16 protein-coding genes are annotated in these 17,309 nt (G+C 50.6%); 4 read left to right on the top strand and 12 right to left on the bottom strand.

The features are described 5' to 3' along the window. Positions 1 to 15: 15 nt before the first annotated feature. The 9 genes from IB286_RS01905 to IB286_RS01865 form a co-directional block, all read right to left on the bottom strand. Positions 16 to 1,023, bottom strand: a complete 1,008-nt coding sequence (locus IB286_RS01905; RefSeq protein WP_190761964.1) for a hypothetical protein — start codon at positions 1,021 to 1,023, stop codon at positions 16 to 18. Further along, positions 1,020 to 1,613, bottom strand: coding sequence for a penicillin-binding protein activator LpoB (locus IB286_RS01900; protein ID WP_190761963.1), 594 nt, complete (start codon positions 1,611 to 1,613; stop codon positions 1,020 to 1,022). The genes IB286_RS01905 and IB286_RS01900 overlap by 4 nt, the downstream gene beginning before the upstream one ends. A 1-nt stretch (position 1,614) precedes the next feature. After that, the gene (locus tag IB286_RS01895) at positions 1,615 to 3,087 is read right to left on the bottom strand and encodes a hypothetical protein (RefSeq protein WP_190761962.1); all 1,473 of its coding nucleotides are present in this window, start codon (positions 3,085 to 3,087) and stop codon (positions 1,615 to 1,617) included. Positions 3,088 to 3,124: 37 nt separating this feature from the next. Next, on the bottom strand, positions 3,125 to 3,889 hold the full coding sequence (locus tag IB286_RS01890) for an ETEC_3214 domain-containing protein (RefSeq protein ID WP_190761961.1): 765 nt from the start codon (positions 3,887 to 3,889) through the stop codon (positions 3,125 to 3,127). 3 nt (positions 3,890 to 3,892) lie between these two features. Then, a complete protein-coding gene (locus IB286_RS01885; protein ID WP_190761960.1) occupies positions 3,893 to 5,230 on the bottom strand; it encodes a murein transglycosylase domain-containing protein in 1,338 nt (445 codons plus the stop codon). 429 nt (positions 5,231 to 5,659) lie between these two features. Continuing rightward, positions 5,660 to 6,922, bottom strand: coding sequence for a serine hydroxymethyltransferase (gene glyA, locus IB286_RS01880; protein ID WP_190761959.1), 1,263 nt, complete (start codon positions 6,920 to 6,922; stop codon positions 5,660 to 5,662). 152 nt (positions 6,923 to 7,074) lie between these two features. Then, positions 7,075 to 7,338 carry a hypothetical protein gene (locus IB286_RS01875; protein ID WP_190761958.1) on the bottom strand — a complete coding sequence of 88 codons (264 nt, stop codon included), beginning with the start codon at positions 7,336 to 7,338 and terminating at the stop codon, positions 7,075 to 7,077. Between the two features lie 12 nt (positions 7,339 to 7,350). After that, positions 7,351 to 8,214 carry a TIGR03619 family F420-dependent LLM class oxidoreductase gene (locus IB286_RS01870; protein ID WP_190761957.1) on the bottom strand — a complete coding sequence of 288 codons (864 nt, stop codon included), beginning with the start codon at positions 8,212 to 8,214 and terminating at the stop codon, positions 7,351 to 7,353. Between the two features lie 96 nt (positions 8,215 to 8,310). Next, the gene (locus tag IB286_RS01865; RefSeq protein ID WP_190761956.1) at positions 8,311 to 9,402 is read right to left on the bottom strand and encodes an acyltransferase family protein; all 1,092 of its coding nucleotides are present in this window, start codon (positions 9,400 to 9,402) and stop codon (positions 8,311 to 8,313) included. Between the two features lie 229 nt (positions 9,403 to 9,631). Here IB286_RS01865 and IB286_RS01860 point away from each other — a divergent pair, with 229 nt between their 5' ends. The 4 genes from IB286_RS01860 to IB286_RS01845 are packed head-to-tail and all read left to right on the top strand — an operon-like array spanning position 9,632 to position 15,115. Then, positions 9,632 to 10,267 (top strand): TetR/AcrR family transcriptional regulator, encoded by a 636-nt coding sequence (locus tag IB286_RS01860; RefSeq protein WP_190761955.1) that lies wholly within the window; start codon positions 9,632 to 9,634, stop codon positions 10,265 to 10,267. Between the two features lie 15 nt (positions 10,268 to 10,282). Continuing rightward, on the top strand, positions 10,283 to 12,700 hold the full coding sequence (locus IB286_RS01855) for a TonB-dependent receptor (RefSeq protein WP_190761954.1): 2,418 nt from the start codon (positions 10,283 to 10,285) through the stop codon (positions 12,698 to 12,700). A 1-nt stretch (position 12,701) separates the two neighbouring features. Then, the gene (locus tag IB286_RS01850) at positions 12,702 to 14,177 is read left to right on the top strand and encodes an AMP-binding protein (RefSeq protein ID WP_190761953.1); all 1,476 of its coding nucleotides are present in this window, start codon (positions 12,702 to 12,704) and stop codon (positions 14,175 to 14,177) included. Positions 14,178 to 14,194: 17 nt separating this feature from the next. Next, positions 14,195 to 15,115, top strand: a complete 921-nt coding sequence (locus tag IB286_RS01845; RefSeq protein ID WP_190761952.1) for an alpha/beta fold hydrolase — start codon at positions 14,195 to 14,197, stop codon at positions 15,113 to 15,115. A 6-nt stretch (positions 15,116 to 15,121) separates the two neighbouring features. On the opposite strand, the gene ybaK is transcribed toward IB286_RS01845, so the two are convergent. The 3 genes from ybaK to IB286_RS01830 all read right to left on the bottom strand — a co-directional run bounded on the left by ybaK (position 15,122) and on the right by IB286_RS01830 (position 17,189). Continuing rightward, the gene (ybaK, locus tag IB286_RS01840; RefSeq protein WP_190761951.1) at positions 15,122 to 15,595 is read right to left on the bottom strand and encodes a Cys-tRNA(Pro) deacylase; all 474 of its coding nucleotides are present in this window, start codon (positions 15,593 to 15,595) and stop codon (positions 15,122 to 15,124) included. A gap of 301 nt (positions 15,596 to 15,896) precedes the next feature. Then, complete coding sequence (gene aqpZ / locus IB286_RS01835; protein WP_190761950.1) at positions 15,897 to 16,589, bottom strand: aquaporin Z; 693 nt, start codon at positions 16,587 to 16,589, stop codon at positions 15,897 to 15,899. A gap of 240 nt (positions 16,590 to 16,829) precedes the next feature. Continuing rightward, a complete protein-coding gene (locus tag IB286_RS01830) occupies positions 16,830 to 17,189 on the bottom strand; it encodes a CPCC family cysteine-rich protein (RefSeq protein ID WP_190761949.1) in 360 nt (119 codons plus the stop codon). Positions 17,190 to 17,309 lie beyond the last annotated feature (120 nt).

The raw sequence follows: 17,309 nt of genomic DNA, 5'->3' as shown, positions 1-17,309 counted from the left end.
CTACCCCTTAAAAAGTTAAAAAAGTGAATCCAATTTTTCCCAAAACATGCTGGTTGCCTGATTCAAAGACTGGTGCATCGCTTTTTTCTGCGCTTTGATACAGGCTAATTCTTCATTGCCGGAAACGGCCTTGGCATCGCCATCGCCCGAGGCCACCGCTTTGCCATTTGCCTCAAAACGCAGACCGAAGCTGGAGCGGCAATACCAGGCCTTGCCATTTTCTTGCGATAAATCCTCTACGGAAGACACGAGAGTAAAGTCCGCATCCGAGGCTGAATCATTTGTGGCAAAACCCGCTTTTTTAAGCATGGCGATTAAAGTGTTACGCGCGCTACCGCTCATGGCTTCTTGCTTTGGGATATAAACCGAGAGCGACTCAACAAATGAAACCGCAGCAACATAGCGCTGCTTTAATTGCGTATTAACAGGGCTGCTAGCACCTTGAAGCTGTAGCTGTTGATCTTGCAAAGCCTGATAGGCGAGATAGTTTTCAATAAAGGTGCGCGACAAACGCAGCTTGGAAACCACATCAGCCGTGTTCGCTTCTGGCAAACCCAAAAGCTTTTCACGCTGGGTAGCCAGTTCTTGATTCAGTCGCACCGAAGCCGCTTCTTTATCCAGTACCGCAAGCGCATAAATAGTTGCGTTAGCGTCGTCGAATTTGATTTCTCGAATCTCAACATCACTGAGCGCGGTTTCTGGTACGCGCACATCGATGTGATTTAATAATTCACTACTGCTTTTTCCGTTTGCAGATTCAGTGCGCACGGTGAGTTTTGAATTCAGTGAAAACTTTAGACTCTTGGCGATTTCTGAACGCGCAGAGGCGCGCACGTTGTCAATGGATTCCGCTCTATTTTCAGTAAGCTGCGACACACCCACGCCATACACAAGGCCTGTTTCTTTTGGCGGATTCATTGCCCAAGACGGCATATCGGCATAGCTGGCCAGTGGTGCGCTCAACGTCAATCCGCCGAGCAGAAGTAATGGCAAAACGCGGCGTCTTACAAAAGAAAATCTCATAAGCTAAATGCCGACTTACTGGAGACTTTGCGAATTTGTTTTTGCCCGTTCCAGACTTCGCGATTGCTTTCTAAATCGATCAATTTCAAATCGACTTGATAGGTCACCGCACGTTTGCCCTGAAGCTGATCGACAAAGGACGTGATCATGCCGGACAGGGCAAAGTTGGCGGCGGTTTCTTCACCCAAATCCACCGCCGTTTCCATACTGGCATTCATTTCCTGGTCGAGCTTTTCGTCGCGCACGCGCTCACGCTCATCACCAGAAACTACGAAATCAACTTTGCCGCTGCGCAGTAATTCACGCTTGATGGAGTTAACAAATGAATCTACGGGAATCTGCTCATGAGAACGGTTACGCACATACTGCACGGTTACCGCCGGTTTGCGATCGGCTTGCTCGATCCACGGAAAACTCAGCATGTCGGTGATCATGGCTTCTGCCACAATTTGAGAATCCTGCGGGCTCCACTTATCCGTTAGCTCGGTGGCTTTGCCGTCTTCTACGCGTTTAACCTGCGCGCCGCCACAACCCACCAAGGTCAACAGCACGAGGGCGAGGCTAAATTTCTTCCATAATGTTGCCGGCATATTACTGTCCTACTCGCACGGTATGAATGTGATTTTCGCCACTGAGCGTGAGTGTTTGACCCTGATAGCTAATTGTCTTTCCAGCCTGCCAATCCGAGATATTAAAAAGCTGAATTCGTCCGGGGATCAGAGAGCACTGACGTAAATCCGCCGCCGCAGTAAAGGTTGCCAAAGCGCCGCCGACCGAGAACGGCAGTTTGATGCCTGCGGTAAGCGATTTATAAGTGGCGTTCTTGCTCATTTCACGCAGCACCGCCTCTTCGAATTCCCGCCGCAGATTCTCGCTGTAATAACTACGCAGAAAGCTTGTGAAATCTGCCAGCGCAATTCCCTCTACCGGCTGTCCATCAATAGTGAGATCTGCAGCAGATGTGGTTTCCGCTGTATAGAAAGGTACGAATATGCGCACACCACCGCCAACCACATCGGTCAATCCTAAGGACTCGGCGGTTTTCCAATTCTCATCAAGATTGAGAATAATCGCGTCTTTATATTCGCTGCTGTAGAGCTTAGACAGGGCGGCAAATTCAGCGGCCTGATTAAGTTTCGCTGCCTCGGAGCCCTTCAATATCGGGCGCAAAATAATACGGCGCTGTACGGAATCTGTGGTTAGCAAAATCTCTAGGCTTTGCAATTCACCTACCGCACCTTGCTCTAGCAATAGCCAGCTTGACTCGCTTACTTCTTGCTCTGCCCAATCAATATCCGCCAGCTCCAACCACTGACTCACGCCATAGCTTTCGGCTGTAGCGAGATCCGAAGTCACTTTTTTAAGTACTCGAGTCGCCTCCGCCTGCAACAAAGCGCGCAACTCATCGGACAGGCCTTCACTTTGCTCAAGTGCGCGCTCAAAGGCACGAAGCGCATCTTCGTTTTCACCCGCACGGTCATAAACCAGCGCACTTATGGCGTAAACCCAGGGGCTATCGACATCAAATGCCGGCATGTCACCGGCGCGCTTGCCGAGACTATCGAGAATAAAATTGGCTAGATCAGGCTTACCGCGACCGGGGATACCCATGTTATCCAAGAAGCGCTTTTCGTATTGCAGGGTTTCCAAATAGCGAAGCTCAACCAGTGCTGCATCTTGATTTTGTTGCGCCCATTCACCGGCTTCTTCGTTGAGATAATTAGTCGCTTTTTTATAGCTGAGGAAACTTTGCTCCAGCGGCGTGGGCCGGTATTGCAAGGCGGTTTCGCTGGATAAACTCGCTTTGGCCGCCTCGCTAACAGTGCGGGTATAAAGCTCGTCAGAACGTCGCTTGGCGCGCTCTAATTTCTCATTACTGGATTTAAAGTTGCCCTGCTGGGCATCAACAACGGCACTCTGCACCAGCAATAAAAAGGCGTCTTCATCGCGAACGCTGTTTTCCAGCAGCGCGTGCGCTTCAAGGTAATTGCCCTGAGCAAATTGATTTACAAGGCCGCTTTCTTTTTTATGGGGCTGTCCACCACAGGCAGCCAACGCAGCCATTGCCACAACAAGAGAGGAGCGACACAAAAACTTTGGCTTAATCAAAATACTGTTGCTCCGCCTGCGTGAGCAAACCCTGCTGAATCACCTCGATAGGTAACTCACCAAAGCCAAACACATTGGGATAAACCGTGCCGCGAATCATTTCCAGCGCACCGGTATCCGCCTCGCCCATGACCTGTTGATCGTAGAGGCTTTTCAATTTGGCGACCGCATCCACCTGCTGGCTATGGCCCATCATGGCGGCATGACTCAACCAACCAAAATACGACTTTAAGAAATAGCCACCACCAAAATTAATCTCGCTACTTTCCAGATAGAAACTCAAATTGCGCGACACCTCTACGGCCACAAAGTCTGCCGCAGGCACGATTGAAGAAAACACTTCTTCGCCTAAACGAGTATCCGATAAGCCAGTTAACTTAGGTTCAAAACCGCTTTCACGCGTGCTTATCAGGTAAGCAGAAACCCGGTTATTTTTGGTGTACAGGGTGATGGTGTATTTTTCGTCGATGTAATGTTTAACCTGAATATCATCGCCCAGCTCACGCAGCACTTGCGGCTCACCAATATATTCCTGCAGGTAATCAAGGTTCAGGCCGGTGCGGACTTTTTCCACCCGCTCGTATTCAACGCTATTACTAACACGGCTGGAAATGGACTCGACCACCTCCTGAATCAGCGCGACCGAATCGGTGAAATTACCCAGACCCACAAATAGCAAAACAATCGACAGCAGCCACGTGGGCATGCGATTGGCCAGCGCATTTATTTTTAAATTGTGTTGTTCAAATTTATCCACGATTTACAGCCCAATAAACTGCTTTTCGATTTTGGTTACCTTACCCATGTAACGCTGGGTTTCTTCATAAGGCAGTTTGGCAACCAGCGTGTCGTAAACCTGCTGGGGCGTCATGGCGTTAATGACCTGCGCCGCTGCGGAGATATTCATCTTGCCGGTAAAGGCCTTGGCCACATTACCCGCGCCTGTGTTATAAGCGGCGATGGTGCAGTATTTGCGACTGGTAGGATCGGTGATTTTGCGCAGATAGCGCTTGTCGAGAATATTCAGATAACCGGTGCCCACCTCGATATTTTTATCTGGCGTGAATAAATACTCTGGGCTCAAGACTTCTTCTTTACCAAAGTGCACTTTGGTCACATCGCGGCCGGCACTGGTTGGCACCACTTGCATCAAGCCATAGGCGGGAATACCGGAAACGGCCACCGGGTTGAAGCTACTCTCGGTGTAGATAATCGCGTAGGCCAAGCTGCGCTCGATGCCCATTTTTTCGCTAAAGCGCTCAACATCGGCACGGTATTTTTTAGCGCGCTCAAGCGGCCATTTTTTGGAAAGGTCGATAATCGCAACCGTAGCGCGGCGCTCAGGTTTTGCCTGTTGAGCTGGCTCAGATTTCTTAGCAACAACCGTGGTTTTTGCGGCAATTGGCTCAGGCGCTTTCTCAACGGGCTTTTTAACTTCAGGCTTTTTAGCTTCCGTCGTTTTAACTTCTGGCGCTTTGTCTTCAGCTCGGGGCGCAGTAACGACCGTTTTAGCTGGCTTTTCTGCATCAAGGTCTTTGGACTCAAACTTGGCGGTCTTGGCCAATAAGGCCGCCAACTTGGTATTGGACTGCTCGTTATTTATTGCCTTGAGTTCGGCGAGTACCGGCTGCTGATCTTTGATGAAAACCTGTCTGTCCGCCAGATTTTGCATATCGGTAACAACGGGGTATTCCTGATTTGCCTCGCTGCTGCGCGTTTCGAGCATGTCTGCAAGTTGCTCTGCAACCAGCGCCTTCATTTCCGTTTGATCTAAGTCGCCAATAACACTGATGCGAATCTGATTGTTCTCAAAATCTACGGTTTTCTTAACGCGGCGATCCTTGGTGTATTCCACCCAGGTCTTGCGGTCACTAACCTCGGTTTCAGAACCCCACTGTTTTGCCAGCTCAGCCTCAAAAGCTTCTTGCTTGGCACGCATTTCATCCACGGACTCCTGCCAGCTTTTACGCTTTTCGCTGGCAAAGGACTCAAACGCACCGCGCATGGAATCGACGCTACCGCCGAAGGAATTTTGATCCGCTTGTAATAACGGGCTGAACAACACAGGCAAAATCGCCCAGTGCAATTTCGAGGACATATTCTTCCCTATAATTTGGCAACCAAAATGGGCCAATCTCTTGATCATTCAAGTATTTTTTAATTTGATCCAGCGGCAGGCTAGCATGCCATTCTGGTCACCTATGTTACAGCTAAGCTCTTGGTGGAAAGTAAATAAGAACGTTTACCACTTAGAGCCAAATAGGCCTATCGTATACAGGGGGGGAGTGTCGTGCAACTCGAATCGGAAAAACTTATTTATGACCCGATTTTGCGCAGGGAGTTGCGAAATTAAGAATTATTTTTAGCACCAAAAATAATCCGATCGGATGAATTATGCACTCTATTGGGCAAGGAGTATGAACATTTTTTTGGAGGGAGGAGGGAGGGGATGATCACAACCGGCTAAGCGGCTGTGATCGATCAGGCTGTTACACAGAAGAATTTCTGCGCAACAGAAAAGACGTGCTTAGGCGTAAACGGGGAAGCGTTTACAGATCTCCAGCACCTTGGCTTTCACTTCTTCAATCTTGGCAGAAGCATCACCCGCTTCCAGCGCTTCCAGCACGTCGCACATCCAGCCAGCCAGCTCGACACACTCGGCTTCTTTAAAACCACGGGTGGTTACCGCCGGGGTACCCACGCGCAAACCACTGGTAATAAAGGGTGAGCGAGGATCGTTTGGCACCGCGTTTTTATTTACGGTGATGTTGGCTGCGCCGAGAGCCGCGTCTGCATCTTTACCGGTGTAAGGCTTGTTGATCAGATCAACCAGCATCAGGTGATTGTGAGTACCACCAGAAACAATGTTAATGCCGCGCTCGATAAAGGTTTTTGCCATGGCCTGCGCATTGGCAACAACTTGCTTCTGATAGGTCACGAATTCTGGGCTTTGCGCTTCTTTAAAGCTTACTGCCTTGGCCGCAATCACGTGCATCAACGGGCCACCCTGACCGCCGGGGAATACCGCGGAGTTCAGTTTCTTTTCGATCTCTTCATTGGCTTTAGCCAAAATCAAACCGCCGCGAGGGCCACGCAGGGTTTTGTGGGTAGTGGTGGTAACCACGTCTGCTACCGGTACCGGGTTAGGGTATACGCCCGCGGCAATCAGACCCGCAACGTGGGCCATGTCTACCATTAAGTAAGCGCCCACTTTGTCTGCGATATCGCGGAAACGCTGCCAATCAACAATACCGGAGTAGGCAGAAAAACCCGCCACAATCATTTTAGGCTTGTGCTCAAGGGCCAGCGCTTCAACTTGCTCGTAATCAATTTCGCCAGTTGCGGTGTTCAAACCATACTGAACGGCATTGTAGGTTTTGCCTGAAAAGTTGGGCTTGGCACCGTGGGTCAAGTGACCACCAGCATCCAAACTCATACCCAGTACAGTTTCACCGGGCAGAACCAGCGCTTGGTAAACCGCTGCGTTAGCTTGCGAACCTGAGTGTGGCTGCACGTTAGCGTAATCAGCGCCGAACAGGGCTTTTGCGCGCTCAATGGCCAGCTCTTCCGCTTTATCTACGTATTCGCAGCCGCCGTAGTAACGCTTGCCGGGATAACCTTCGGCATACTTGTTGGTCAGTACCGTGCCCTGAGCTTGCATAACGCGTGGGCTGGTGTAGTTTTCAGAGGCGATCAGTTCGATATGCTCTTCCTGACGCGTTTCCTCTTCTTGAATGGCAGACCAGATTTCGTCGTCGAAACCGGCAATAGTCATTTCTTTGTTAAACATGGGCTGCTCCCGCAAGGCTCTACAGGCTAGAAAAGGCGCGCATTGTACAATAAATGCCCGCCGGGCGGGATGATTTTTGCCTTGAAGGCGGATTACCGGAAGGGAGGGAGCAAAACTGGCGAGAGCGACGCGATTGCCCCCTCGCCACAGGCTTATGCCAGAGCGCGATCAGCTTCTTTTTTTAGCGGCAGCCAGTGACCCACGCCAAACACCACGGTCAGCAGAATACTTTGCGCCATGCCACCGGGGTGACGATCAAGGTATTTGTAGGCCACGGGGATTTCCAAAATATGGAAAGCGGGAAAGGCCAGCGCCGTGTAATAAATATACGGCGAAGCATCACCAAATAATGACGTTTGCCAAGCCACCACAGCCACGACATAAAACAGCAGAGTCAGCAATTTTGCGATTTGCATCTTGTTATCCTTTTATTTCAATTCATCAATCATGCTGGCGCCAAGCTCAATCAAAGGCTCAATCACCTCGGGGCGATCCCAATTATCTACACCCACACCAATGATAGTTCGGCCGACGCCAGCGTCGCGGTATCTTAGCAGCAAGTCGCGATTAATTTCGCTCATTGCCACCACCGTAATATCAACTTGTTCCGGATCGCGGCCAAAACTCGCTACCTGCGCTTTAAACCGCGCAATATCTTCTTCGATATTTAACAGCGCAATATCCGCCGGCATCCAGCCATCTGCCCAACGGGCCGCATGTTCTATTCCCTTTGGTCCCATCGCCCCCATCAACACCGGCGGCCCACCGGCCTGTATTGGCTTTGGCTCAAACCAGATCGGGTCGAAATCGATAAACTCACCGTGGAATTCCGGTGCCTCATCTGAAAACATACGGCGCGTGGCCGACACCACTTCTTCCAACCCTCGATAACGCTTATTCCAGGGAATGGCGGTGTTGCTGTTCTCGAATTCTTCCTTATTCCAACCCACACCCACGCCAAGCAAAAGACGGCCACCGCATAACTGGTCCAGCGTGGAAATGGTTTTTGCCTGAGAAATAATTTCCCGCTCCATCAGCAGGGAAATACCGGTTCCCAACTTGAGCGTAGTAGTTGCCGTTGCCGCCGCCATTAGCGCGATATAGGGATCGCGCATTTTCTTGTACGGCTCCGGTAATTCGCCACCACCGGGATAGGCCGTTGTGCGGCAGCGCGGGATATGGCTGTGCTCACCCATCCACAGCGATTCAAAACCCGCCTGCTCAACCATTCTAGCCAGGTCGCGGGGATCGGGGTCGGCCATGGTATTCATTGTGCTAAAACCAAGCTGCATTTTTTATTGTCTCCGTCGCAGATTTGTTTTGGCTTACCACCCTATCGCGCCAAGTACAGCTCAGCCCATCCTGCAATTGCAGGAGCAACAGCCCGCCTAAGCTTGAACGGCACGACTCGCCCTTAACTCAGGCGCTGCCCGTTTGGTTTTCAGCTTCAGTGCCCGCTTTTCAATAAAGCGCCAAGACAAAACCGCAAGTATCAATGTGAACACGAAGGAAATCAGCGTCATTCCCAAAATTGAAATACTGGGGAAAGCGGCCGCAACAGATTGCTGGACAGGAAAGGCATAAATATACACGCCGTAAGAATAGTCACCCAATTCATTAAAGCGGCGAACTATTCCACCCGGCACATACGCCAGAAATAAAACGATATAGGGCAATAGCAAAGTATAAAAAACCATGAACAGGCTCTGGCTATTCCCACTCAACACCACCGCCAAAACAGCCACGATAAAAATTGGGAATGACAGCACTACTCGATCACGCCAAACATAAAGTGCGGATCCAAAGAAAAACAAGGTGAATAAGCGGTTGCCATCAATGTCGGCAAATTCAAAGTGGGCTAACACATCAATGGCAAATGAGATAGCAACAATAATGGGCAACGCGACTTTTAAAATGCCTAGTGAGAACCGGCGCTCTAAAAAAAATACAGCAGAAAAGATTAGCGCCAAGAAGATATACATTTTCACTTCAACCGGCAGCGTCCAAAGCGAGCCGTTTACCGCCACAGGATAAGGATTGTTGAGAAACACCCCCGGTAGATCATATTCAATCCCTCCGACCAACAAGCTATTTTCGATAAGGAATTTATAGATCTGCTTATTCGCCAAATATTCACCGGCACTCAAATCGGTAAACACCAAACCGACGGCAAAAACACAAAAAAGCATGGCAATAAAAAGTGCTGGATAGATGCGCAAAACACGGGCCCATGCAAAAGACTTAACGCTCTGCTGAGACAAGAAACTGCCCGCGACTAAAAAACCGCTGCTGACAAAGAAAATATCTACCGATAAACCACCCAGTGTCATACCCACCAAACTGGCCAAAGGCTCAGCCGTGCCCTCGCCACCCGCCAAGGGAAAGCTGTGGCTAACCAAGACCAAGGTGGCGGCAATAAACCGCAACAAATTGAAATTATTGTCGCGGCCACTGGAATAGTGGGAGATAGGAAAACTCATCATTCACTCCTTGAAAGCAAACGTCCGGGTAATTAGCTGGCTGAATATATGCCGCGCGAGTCTAGCACAGCTAACTCGAGGTACCAGCGCAGCTATCTCAAGGCACTAGCATCGCGATGCTCTAAGTCAAAGCAACGCAGACTTACTATCTTTACGGCCATTGACTAACGATCGTTAGTTAGCTATTTTGCTCTGCAATAACGAATAAAAAATCCACGGAGATTCCCCTGTGTCTCAACCGATCCAACGGCGCCTTGCCGCGACCGATGTCAATCTGCCCCCCGATACCGAGCAAAGCCCTGCCAAACTCGCGGTATTAAGCGAAGCGCTCCGGCTATTTGCCGAGCGGGGATTTGCCGGTGCTTCAATGCGCGATATCGCCAGCAATCTCGGCATGAAGCCCGCCTCCATTTACTCCCATTACGCGTCTAAAGAAGAGATGCTGTTCGATCTGCTGCGCATCGGCCATGAAAATCACTTGGCGACATTGCAGGCCGCCATCAACGGTGCCGACAAAGATCCCATCTCACAAATCAGCGCGTTTATGCGTGGCCATGTGGAAATGCACTCCAGCTATCCGATGCTGGCCACGGTGGTAAATACCGAGCTGCATTCGCTTTCTGCCCAGCTCACGCCGCAAATTATGGCAATTCGCAAACAATCGGAAGCACTGCTGAGCGGCATCATTAGCAACGGTGTTACGCAGGGCGTGTTCTCTGTTCCGCACGAGTGGCTAGCCTCTGCGGTATTGGGCGGGATGGGTATTCGGGTGGCGAATTGGTACAGCCCTGAGTTGGGGCTGTCACCAGAAACCATTGCCGACAGTTATGTGGAATACGCCCTGCGAATTTTGGGCGCAAAATAATAAGAGTGACTCACCATGAAAAAAATAATAAATCTGACCTCTAAAACCTTATTGATCGGCGGCTTGGCATTGAGCTTTGACGCCGAAGCCCAAACGCCAGCTGCATCGGGTAAACGGGTATTGGAAGAGGTGATTGTGACCGCGCAAAAGCGGGAGCAGTCGGTGCACGATGTACCTATTTCGATGACCGCCCTCACCGGCGACTTTCTAAAAGAACAGGGCGTTACCGATATAACCGAAGCGTTGCAATTGGTACCTAACGCCTCGATTGATGCGGCTGGTTTTTTTGCCGCACCTCGGGTGCGCGGCTTCACTTTTAATAACAACAATAAAAGTTTTGAGCCGCCGGTAGGCATGGCCATTGATGGCATTCCGCACACCCGCATTCCCTACTTTCTTGCCGCGCTGTTTGATATTCAGCGCATGGAAGTTTTGCGCGGCCCACAGGGCACCAGCTTTGGCAAAAACACCACCGCTGGCTTGATTCACGTTATTTCCAACAAGCCCACCACCGAATACGAAGGTAGCTTAACTCTGGAAAACGGCGAGCTGGATCGACATCGCTTAGAAGCCGCGTTTGGCGGCCCGATTGTTTCCGGTTTCAATTTTCGAATTGCCGGCTTGTATGACGAGCGCGACGGCTTTATTAAAAACACCACCGCCGAGGTGAATCCAGAAGCAGACCCTCGGCTCAAATCTCGAGAGCGTTCCGGCCTGAGAGCGACCTTTGAATTTGAAGATATTATCGGCACCCGATTGGAGCTGGGCATTGAGCACTTTGAGCTGTATGACGGCGGCGCCGCACTGGAGACCGTTTCTGCAGGCCCAAATTTTACCGCCGCTCTGCGCCGCTATGACCCTAAAGCAGATGTGACTCCCGGCAACTGGGTGACCTCAATTGATTTGCCCGATTACCGCGACATCACCATCGACCGCTATCGCCTGCTCTGGGAAATCCCGCTTGCGGATTGGTCTGCCACCTTTATCGCCGCTCACGCCATTATGGATCAGGAGCTATCACTGGATACCGACTTTACGCCCGCAGAGGCATTAAACGGTTCTGGCGGTGATCACTCGCCAATGAGCTACGGCGAGCTGCGCTTTACCGCTCCCACTTACGAGGGCTTTTTTGGCTTAGGTAAGCAGGGCAGCTCCGATGTATTGTTTGGCGCAACATGGAGCAAGCGCCAAATTCTAGACAGCGAATTTAATTTCCGACTGAACAGCGGCCCGTTCATCGACTTGCTGCAAGCCGCCGCATTGGATGCCAATGGCGTGCCCTCCAATCCACTCATCGATGCACTGCTCGGCGCTCTACCACTCAACGGCATTGGTGAGGGCAGCGAGCAAATGAACCAGTTTTTTGAGCAGACCGCTACCGCGCAATCGCTTTACGGTCACGCCAAATGGCAGTTCACCGAAACCTGGGGCATTGAGTTGGGCGCGCGTTACACCCAAGAGAAAAAAGAAGGCGATTGGAATGTACACTTCACTACGCCACCGCCAAATGCCGTACTGAGCTTAGTCGGCGCACAGGAATTTACCGCCCACCGCGAACGCGAGGAAAGCAATCTCCAACCTAAAATCTCGCTGAACTGGCAGCCCAATGATGCACTGTCGATCTTCCTCCATGCCGAACGCGGTTTTAAAGGCGGTGGCTTTAACGCCTTTGCCTTCCGCGAGGGCACTAACGATATCGGCTTTGAATCCGACGACTTGGTATTCGATGAAGAGATTGCCAAAAACATCGGCCTCGACTTTAAAATCTGGTTATTCGACAACACCGCAAACCTGAATATTTCGCTGTTTCGCCAATCCGCCGAAGACTTTCAAGTGCTGATCCGCGAAAACCCACCGGGCACGATTGGCCTCGGAACCTCCCGCGTTGTGAATGCCGAAGAGGCCTACTCCCAAGGCTTGGAAGCTGACTTTTTATGGCTGGCCAATAGCTGGCTGACCGTAAACGCCAGCCTGGGATTACTCGACACCGAATTTGTGAAATTTTTAGATGGCGAGTGCCCGGTCGGCCAAACCGACCCCGATGATGGCGACCCAGATAATCCGCGCTGTAACCAGTCCGGCAAGTCATTTCCTTTTGCGCCCAAATACTCTGGCTCGCTTGCGCTGCGGGTGAATAAGCCGCTGGAATTTCTTGGCGGGCTCGCACTCACCGCCGGGGTATTAATGGAGTTTGAAGACGATCAATTGCTCGACGTGGATTTGGATGAAGCCAAACGCCAAGCTGCTTTTGAACGCTATAAAGCCGATATTGGCCTGCGTGATATTGAACGCGAATGGTCGCTGAGATTGGTGGTAGAAAACTTAGACAACACCCCCACCCACATCCGCTACGGCGATGTATTTGAAGGCGTCATCGTCGGCAGTCAACGTCAGCCACGACTGGCCTATCTGCAATTCAAAAAGGATTTCTGATATGTCCACTAGCCAAAATAATCTCTGGACACCCGGCGCAGCGCTGGCTGAATTTGCCAGACAAGAACCCAACAGCATTGCGCTTTATCTGATCAAGCAAGATAAAACGATTGAGCAATACAGTCGAAAAACACTGGATGACTGGTCCAATAAACTCGCCCATTTGCTCAAAGAACAAGGCGTTAATAAAGCGGATAAAGTCGCAATTAACCTGCCCAATTGCGCCGAGCATATTGTCGCCACCCTCGCCGCATTTAAGCTCGGCGCTTGCCCTACGCCAGTCAATGATCGGCTGCCACAAAATGAACGTGACGCGCTGATAGAACTCGCCGCTCCGGCGGTGATTATCAGCGATGCCGAAGAACTCGACGGCATCAGCTGCAAGCAAATGGCCGATTTAGAAAATTACCCGAGTACGGCACTTGAAGACGCCGTTCCACAACCCACCAAGGCCATTGCCTCTGGCGGCTCAACCGGCAAACCCAAACTTATTGTTTCACCCGGCGCGTTTCAGTTTCCCTGGCAGGGCCACCCTCTTGCCAGTGTGCTGGATTACCGGCCCGGCGATCTGGTGTATTCCCCCGGCCCGCTGTATCACAATCAGGCCTTTTTCTTTTCACAAATTTCGCTGTTTCAAGGGGCGGCCATCGCCCTGAATGAACGTTTTAATGCGGAACAAGCGCTCGATTTTATTGAGCAATACCAACCCACCATTTTGAATATGGTGCCGACCATGATGCAGCGCATGTTGCGAAGCGAAGGTTTTGAACAGCGCAACTTGAGTAGCATTCGCTGCCTTTGGCATCTCGCCGCTCCCTGCCCGGATTGGGCAAAGCTCGGCTGGATGGATGCCATTGGTAATGAGCGCGTGTGGGAGTTGTTGGCAGCGACCGAAATTACCGGCATCACCACAATTTCCGGCACCGACTGGCTGACGCATCGCGGCAGTGTTGGCCGAGGCTTTATGACCGACATTGTTATTATTGGCGAAGATGGCCAGCCCTGCCCTACCGGCGAAGTTGGCGAAATTTATACCCGCTTTGGCGATGGCAGCCCCCAGTATCAATATCTCGGTGCTAAGCCGCTGAGCGAATACGGCGACGGTTTTCGAAGTGTCGGCGATCTCGGTCGAGTCGATGATGAAGGCTATTTGTATCTTGCCGACCGCCGTACCGACCTCATCATTAGCGGCGGCGCGAATATCTACCCGGCTGAAGTGGAATCGGTGATTTCCTCTCACCCAGCGGTAAAAGATGTCGCGGTGATTGGACTCCCAGACGAAGATTTGGGCCGACGTGTTCATGCCGTTATTGAAACCGACGATGAACAGCTAAGTGCAGAGATTATTGGCCAACTCTGTGAACAACAGTTGGTGCGTTACAAAGTGCCGCGCAGCTTTGAATTCGTCGCTGCCTTACCTAGAAATGAAGCCGGCAAAATTCGCCGCAGCGCCTTGATTGATGTGCGCACAAAATAATCACTTGGATTAACTCAATGAAGCAACCGAATAACGAGTATCAATTAACGTCTATCAAGGTTCCCGGCGGCGAACTTGCCGTGGCGAAATGGGGCAGAGCTGGGCCGGTTATTTTAGCCATCCACGGTATTACCGCCTCCCACCGTGAGTTTCTTGCGCTGGCCGATGCGCTTGGCACCGAATACCAATTAATTGCGCCAGACCTTCGCGGCCGAGGAAATAGTCGCAATATCAGCGGCCCTTGGGGAATGTTGCGCCATGCGCAGGATATGATCGCGGCGCTGGATCACTTCGGCGTAGCACAAGCGGATATTGTGCTTGGCCATTCTATGGGCGGCTTTGTGGCCGCCGTGATGGGCGCGGAGTTTCCCGAGCGTTGCCGCAGTATTTTAATGGTAGATGGCGGCCTGCCTATTATGCCCAGCCTGCCGATTCATCGAATTCCCTTAATTGGTGAATGGCTGATAGAAAAAATCGTGCGCAAGGTCCTTGGCCCGGCACTCGATCGGCTCGACATGCACTTTGCCAGCAAAGAAATTTATCGTGATTTTTGGCGCGACCAAGCCGCACTGAAAGATCATTGGTCACACTATGTAGAAGCCTACCTCGACTACGACCTCTACCCAACCGATCAAGGTTTCCGCCCTTCAACCAATAAAGCCGCGTTACTAGAAGATGTGAAAACCCAGCTTTTTGAAAACGTAATTCCGCAGTCGCTAAAAAAACTTAAAGGGCCGGTACGATTTTTACGGGCCGAACGCGGGCTGCAAAATGATAAACCGCTTTACCCATTAAAAAGCCTTATTAAAGCGGGAAAGCAGATTCAGGGATTTTCAATGACCGATATTGAAGACAGCAACCACTACACCATCTTGCTATCTGATGCTGGAGCCAATCAAAGCGTGGCTGAAATAAAACAATTACTCGCAAGCCTGTAAATCTATTTACGACTGGCTGGCAATATCGGAAAAACTGGCTGCCGTTAATGCGGCCAAGTCTTGCGGACTTAATTCTATCTCCAAGCCGCGCCGACCGGCGCTTACAAAAATCGTCTCAAAGTTTTTTGCGGAAGCATCTATCACCGTTGGTAAACGTTTTTTTTGGCCAAGTGGACTAACCCCACCAAGAACATAGCCGGTGGATTTTTCAACCTCAGCGGCCTCTGCCATGGCGGCTTTTTTCACACCAGCTGCCTTGGCAATCGCCTTCATATTCAACATGGACGACACTGGCACCACACCCACGGCCATACCCTTGCCATCCAAATTCACCACCAGAGTTTTAAATACCCGCTCGGGTGCCACATTCATTTTCTCAGCGGCTTCCAAACCGTAAGAACTGTGTGCCGCATCATGCTCATATTGGTGAACGTTGTAGGATATTTTTGCTTTTTTAGCGGCGTTAATACCGGGGGTCATTGTTCAAATTTTCTCGTATAAAATTCAGAATCAACTTACATGAACGATCCAGACTGTCGCCCAATAATCACAAATATTCTGCAATAAAGACTCAATTTCCGCATTGATGGGCCGAGAAAATTGCAGCTGAAAAATACCGGCACACTCGCTTACTCTCATGCAATCAGGCAAATCTGCCAGTCTCTGTAAAAATATTTCTTTATCCATTTCACAGCGAAAGAAAGGGCTAGTGATGTCGACTCGACAGTGCTCCGGCAAAACCGTCATATCACCAGCCCTTTTGCTCAGTACGTTGTTTCGCTTAAGCGGCTTTCTCGCTGCCAATAACGCGATAGACCACGGCGCCCAGTATACCGCCGACAATTGGCGCTACCCAAAACAGCCAAAGCTGCGCAACAGCCCAATCGCCAACAAACAATGCCACAGCCGTGCTGCGAGCGGGATTCACCGAGGTATTGGTGACCGGAATCGAAATCAAATGAATCAGGGTCAAACATAGGCCAATCGCAATAGGAGCCAAACCCTGCGGTGCGCGCTTATCAGTGGCCCCCAGAATGACGAACAAAAACATCATCGTCATCACAATTTCTGTTATCAACGCCGCCTGTAAACTATAAGCACCGGGCGAATGCTCACCATAACCATTTGAAGCAAAACCGGCGGAAAGCTCAAAGCCCGCCTTGCCACTGGCAATCAGATACAAAACACCTGCTGCGGCAATACCGCCCAGAACCTGGGCAATAATATACGGCAGCAATTCCTTTGCCGGAAAACGCCCGCCAACACAAAGCCCAATAGACACGGAGGGATTCAGGTGGCAACCAGAAATATGGCCAATAGCAAAGGCCATGGTCAGCACCGTTAAACCAAATGCCAGCGACACACCCAGCAGCCCAATGCCAAGCTCCGGAAATGCCGCCGCCAGCACGGCGCTACCACAACCGCCGAGAACCAACCAAAATGTGCCAATAAATTCTGCACTATAATTTTTCATATACATTCCTTGTAGATTAAGTGTATTTCAGCTCGCCAATCCTTGGCGTTTTAAAAAGGCAATAGAACACTGCGGCGAGTGAAGATCATTTTTTGCCGAGCGGCGGGGAGAAAGAAAACAAGAACAGTGCGCCTCTCAAAATTCCCTTTCATCGCGAACAGCACAGCAAAGAATAGACGCTATTCCTAAGCGTCTTTGGTTTACTTTTTCCAGCAAACCATAGGCGCAAGACTACGCTATTTACCGATTTTTTTCATCTTCACATTGCGAGTCTAAGCTGCGTTTTATATAGCGATAATCTCCGCGATCTTCCGGCAGCAAAACATGCTCAAGCATATCCCGCGAGCAAGCGCCAAACGCTAAAAAATTCTCCCGCCCTTCTCGCAAGCTCATGTGATTAGGCCCGGAATATTCATCCGGCGCGTGCAAATCTTGGCCCTCATCCTCCCAGAAACAAATGGGACAAATCAGATAGCGATTTCTCTCCGCTAGCGAAATATAGTCACAGCAAGGGCACTGCTCTCTTGGCGTAGGATCTTCCGGCTGATACCAGCCGAATTCTTTTCTTATTCCCAGCCACTGCAAAATTCTACGAATCATATCTCTTGCTCACTGTATCGGCTTTCACACCCACGACGATGATTTTATATCGCGTTACCCCGGTATAATCACCAGCGGGAAGCCCTGCATACCTTCTTGAGCACCAGCTTCAATTTCGTC

The sequence above is a fragment of the Spongiibacter pelagi genome (assembly GCF_014705705.1).
In the GTDB taxonomy this organism is placed as follows: domain Bacteria; phylum Pseudomonadota; class Gammaproteobacteria; order Pseudomonadales; family Spongiibacteraceae; genus Spongiibacter; species Spongiibacter pelagi.
The sequence above is the reverse complement of the archived record's forward strand: the minus strand, read 5'-3'. Positions and strand labels throughout refer to the sequence as shown.

Bases quoted from the DNA above. Each gene is read 5' to 3' on its own strand.
- IB286_RS01875 (WP_190761958.1), bottom strand. From the start codon at position 7,338: ATGCAAATCGCAAAATTGCTGACTCTGCTGTTTTATGTCGTGGCTGTG.
- IB286_RS01885 (WP_190761960.1), bottom strand. From the start codon at position 5,230: ATGTCCTCGAAATTGCACTGGGCGATTTTGCCTGTGTTGTTCAGCCCG.
- IB286_RS01865 (WP_190761956.1), bottom strand. From the start codon at position 9,402: ATGAGTTTTCCTATCTCCCACTATTCCAGTGGCCGCGACAATAATTTC.
- IB286_RS01905 (WP_190761964.1), bottom strand. From the start codon at position 1,023: ATGAGATTTTCTTTTGTAAGACGCCGCGTTTTGCCATTACTTCTGCTC.
- IB286_RS01895 (WP_190761962.1), bottom strand. From the start codon at position 3,087: ATGGCTGCGTTGGCTGCCTGTGGTGGACAGCCCCATAAAAAAGAAAGC.
- glyA (WP_190761959.1), bottom strand. From the start codon at position 6,922: ATGTTTAACAAAGAAATGACTATTGCCGGTTTCGACGACGAAATCTGG.
- IB286_RS01845 (WP_190761952.1), top strand. From the start codon at position 14,195: ATGAAGCAACCGAATAACGAGTATCAATTAACGTCTATCAAGGTTCCC.
- IB286_RS01830 (WP_190761949.1), bottom strand. From the start codon at position 17,189: ATGATTCGTAGAATTTTGCAGTGGCTGGGAATAAGAAAAGAATTCGGC.
- IB286_RS01855 (WP_190761954.1), top strand. From the start codon at position 10,283: ATGAAAAAAATAATAAATCTGACCTCTAAAACCTTATTGATCGGCGGC.
- aqpZ (WP_190761950.1), bottom strand. From the start codon at position 16,589: ATGAAAAATTATAGTGCAGAATTTATTGGCACATTTTGGTTGGTTCTC.
- IB286_RS01850 (WP_190761953.1), top strand. From the start codon at position 12,702: ATGTCCACTAGCCAAAATAATCTCTGGACACCCGGCGCAGCGCTGGCT.
- IB286_RS01870 (WP_190761957.1), bottom strand. From the start codon at position 8,214: ATGCAGCTTGGTTTTAGCACAATGAATACCATGGCCGACCCCGATCCC.
- IB286_RS01900 (WP_190761963.1), bottom strand. From the start codon at position 1,613: ATGCCGGCAACATTATGGAAGAAATTTAGCCTCGCCCTCGTGCTGTTG.
- ybaK (WP_190761951.1), bottom strand. From the start codon at position 15,595: ATGACCCCCGGTATTAACGCCGCTAAAAAAGCAAAAATATCCTACAAC.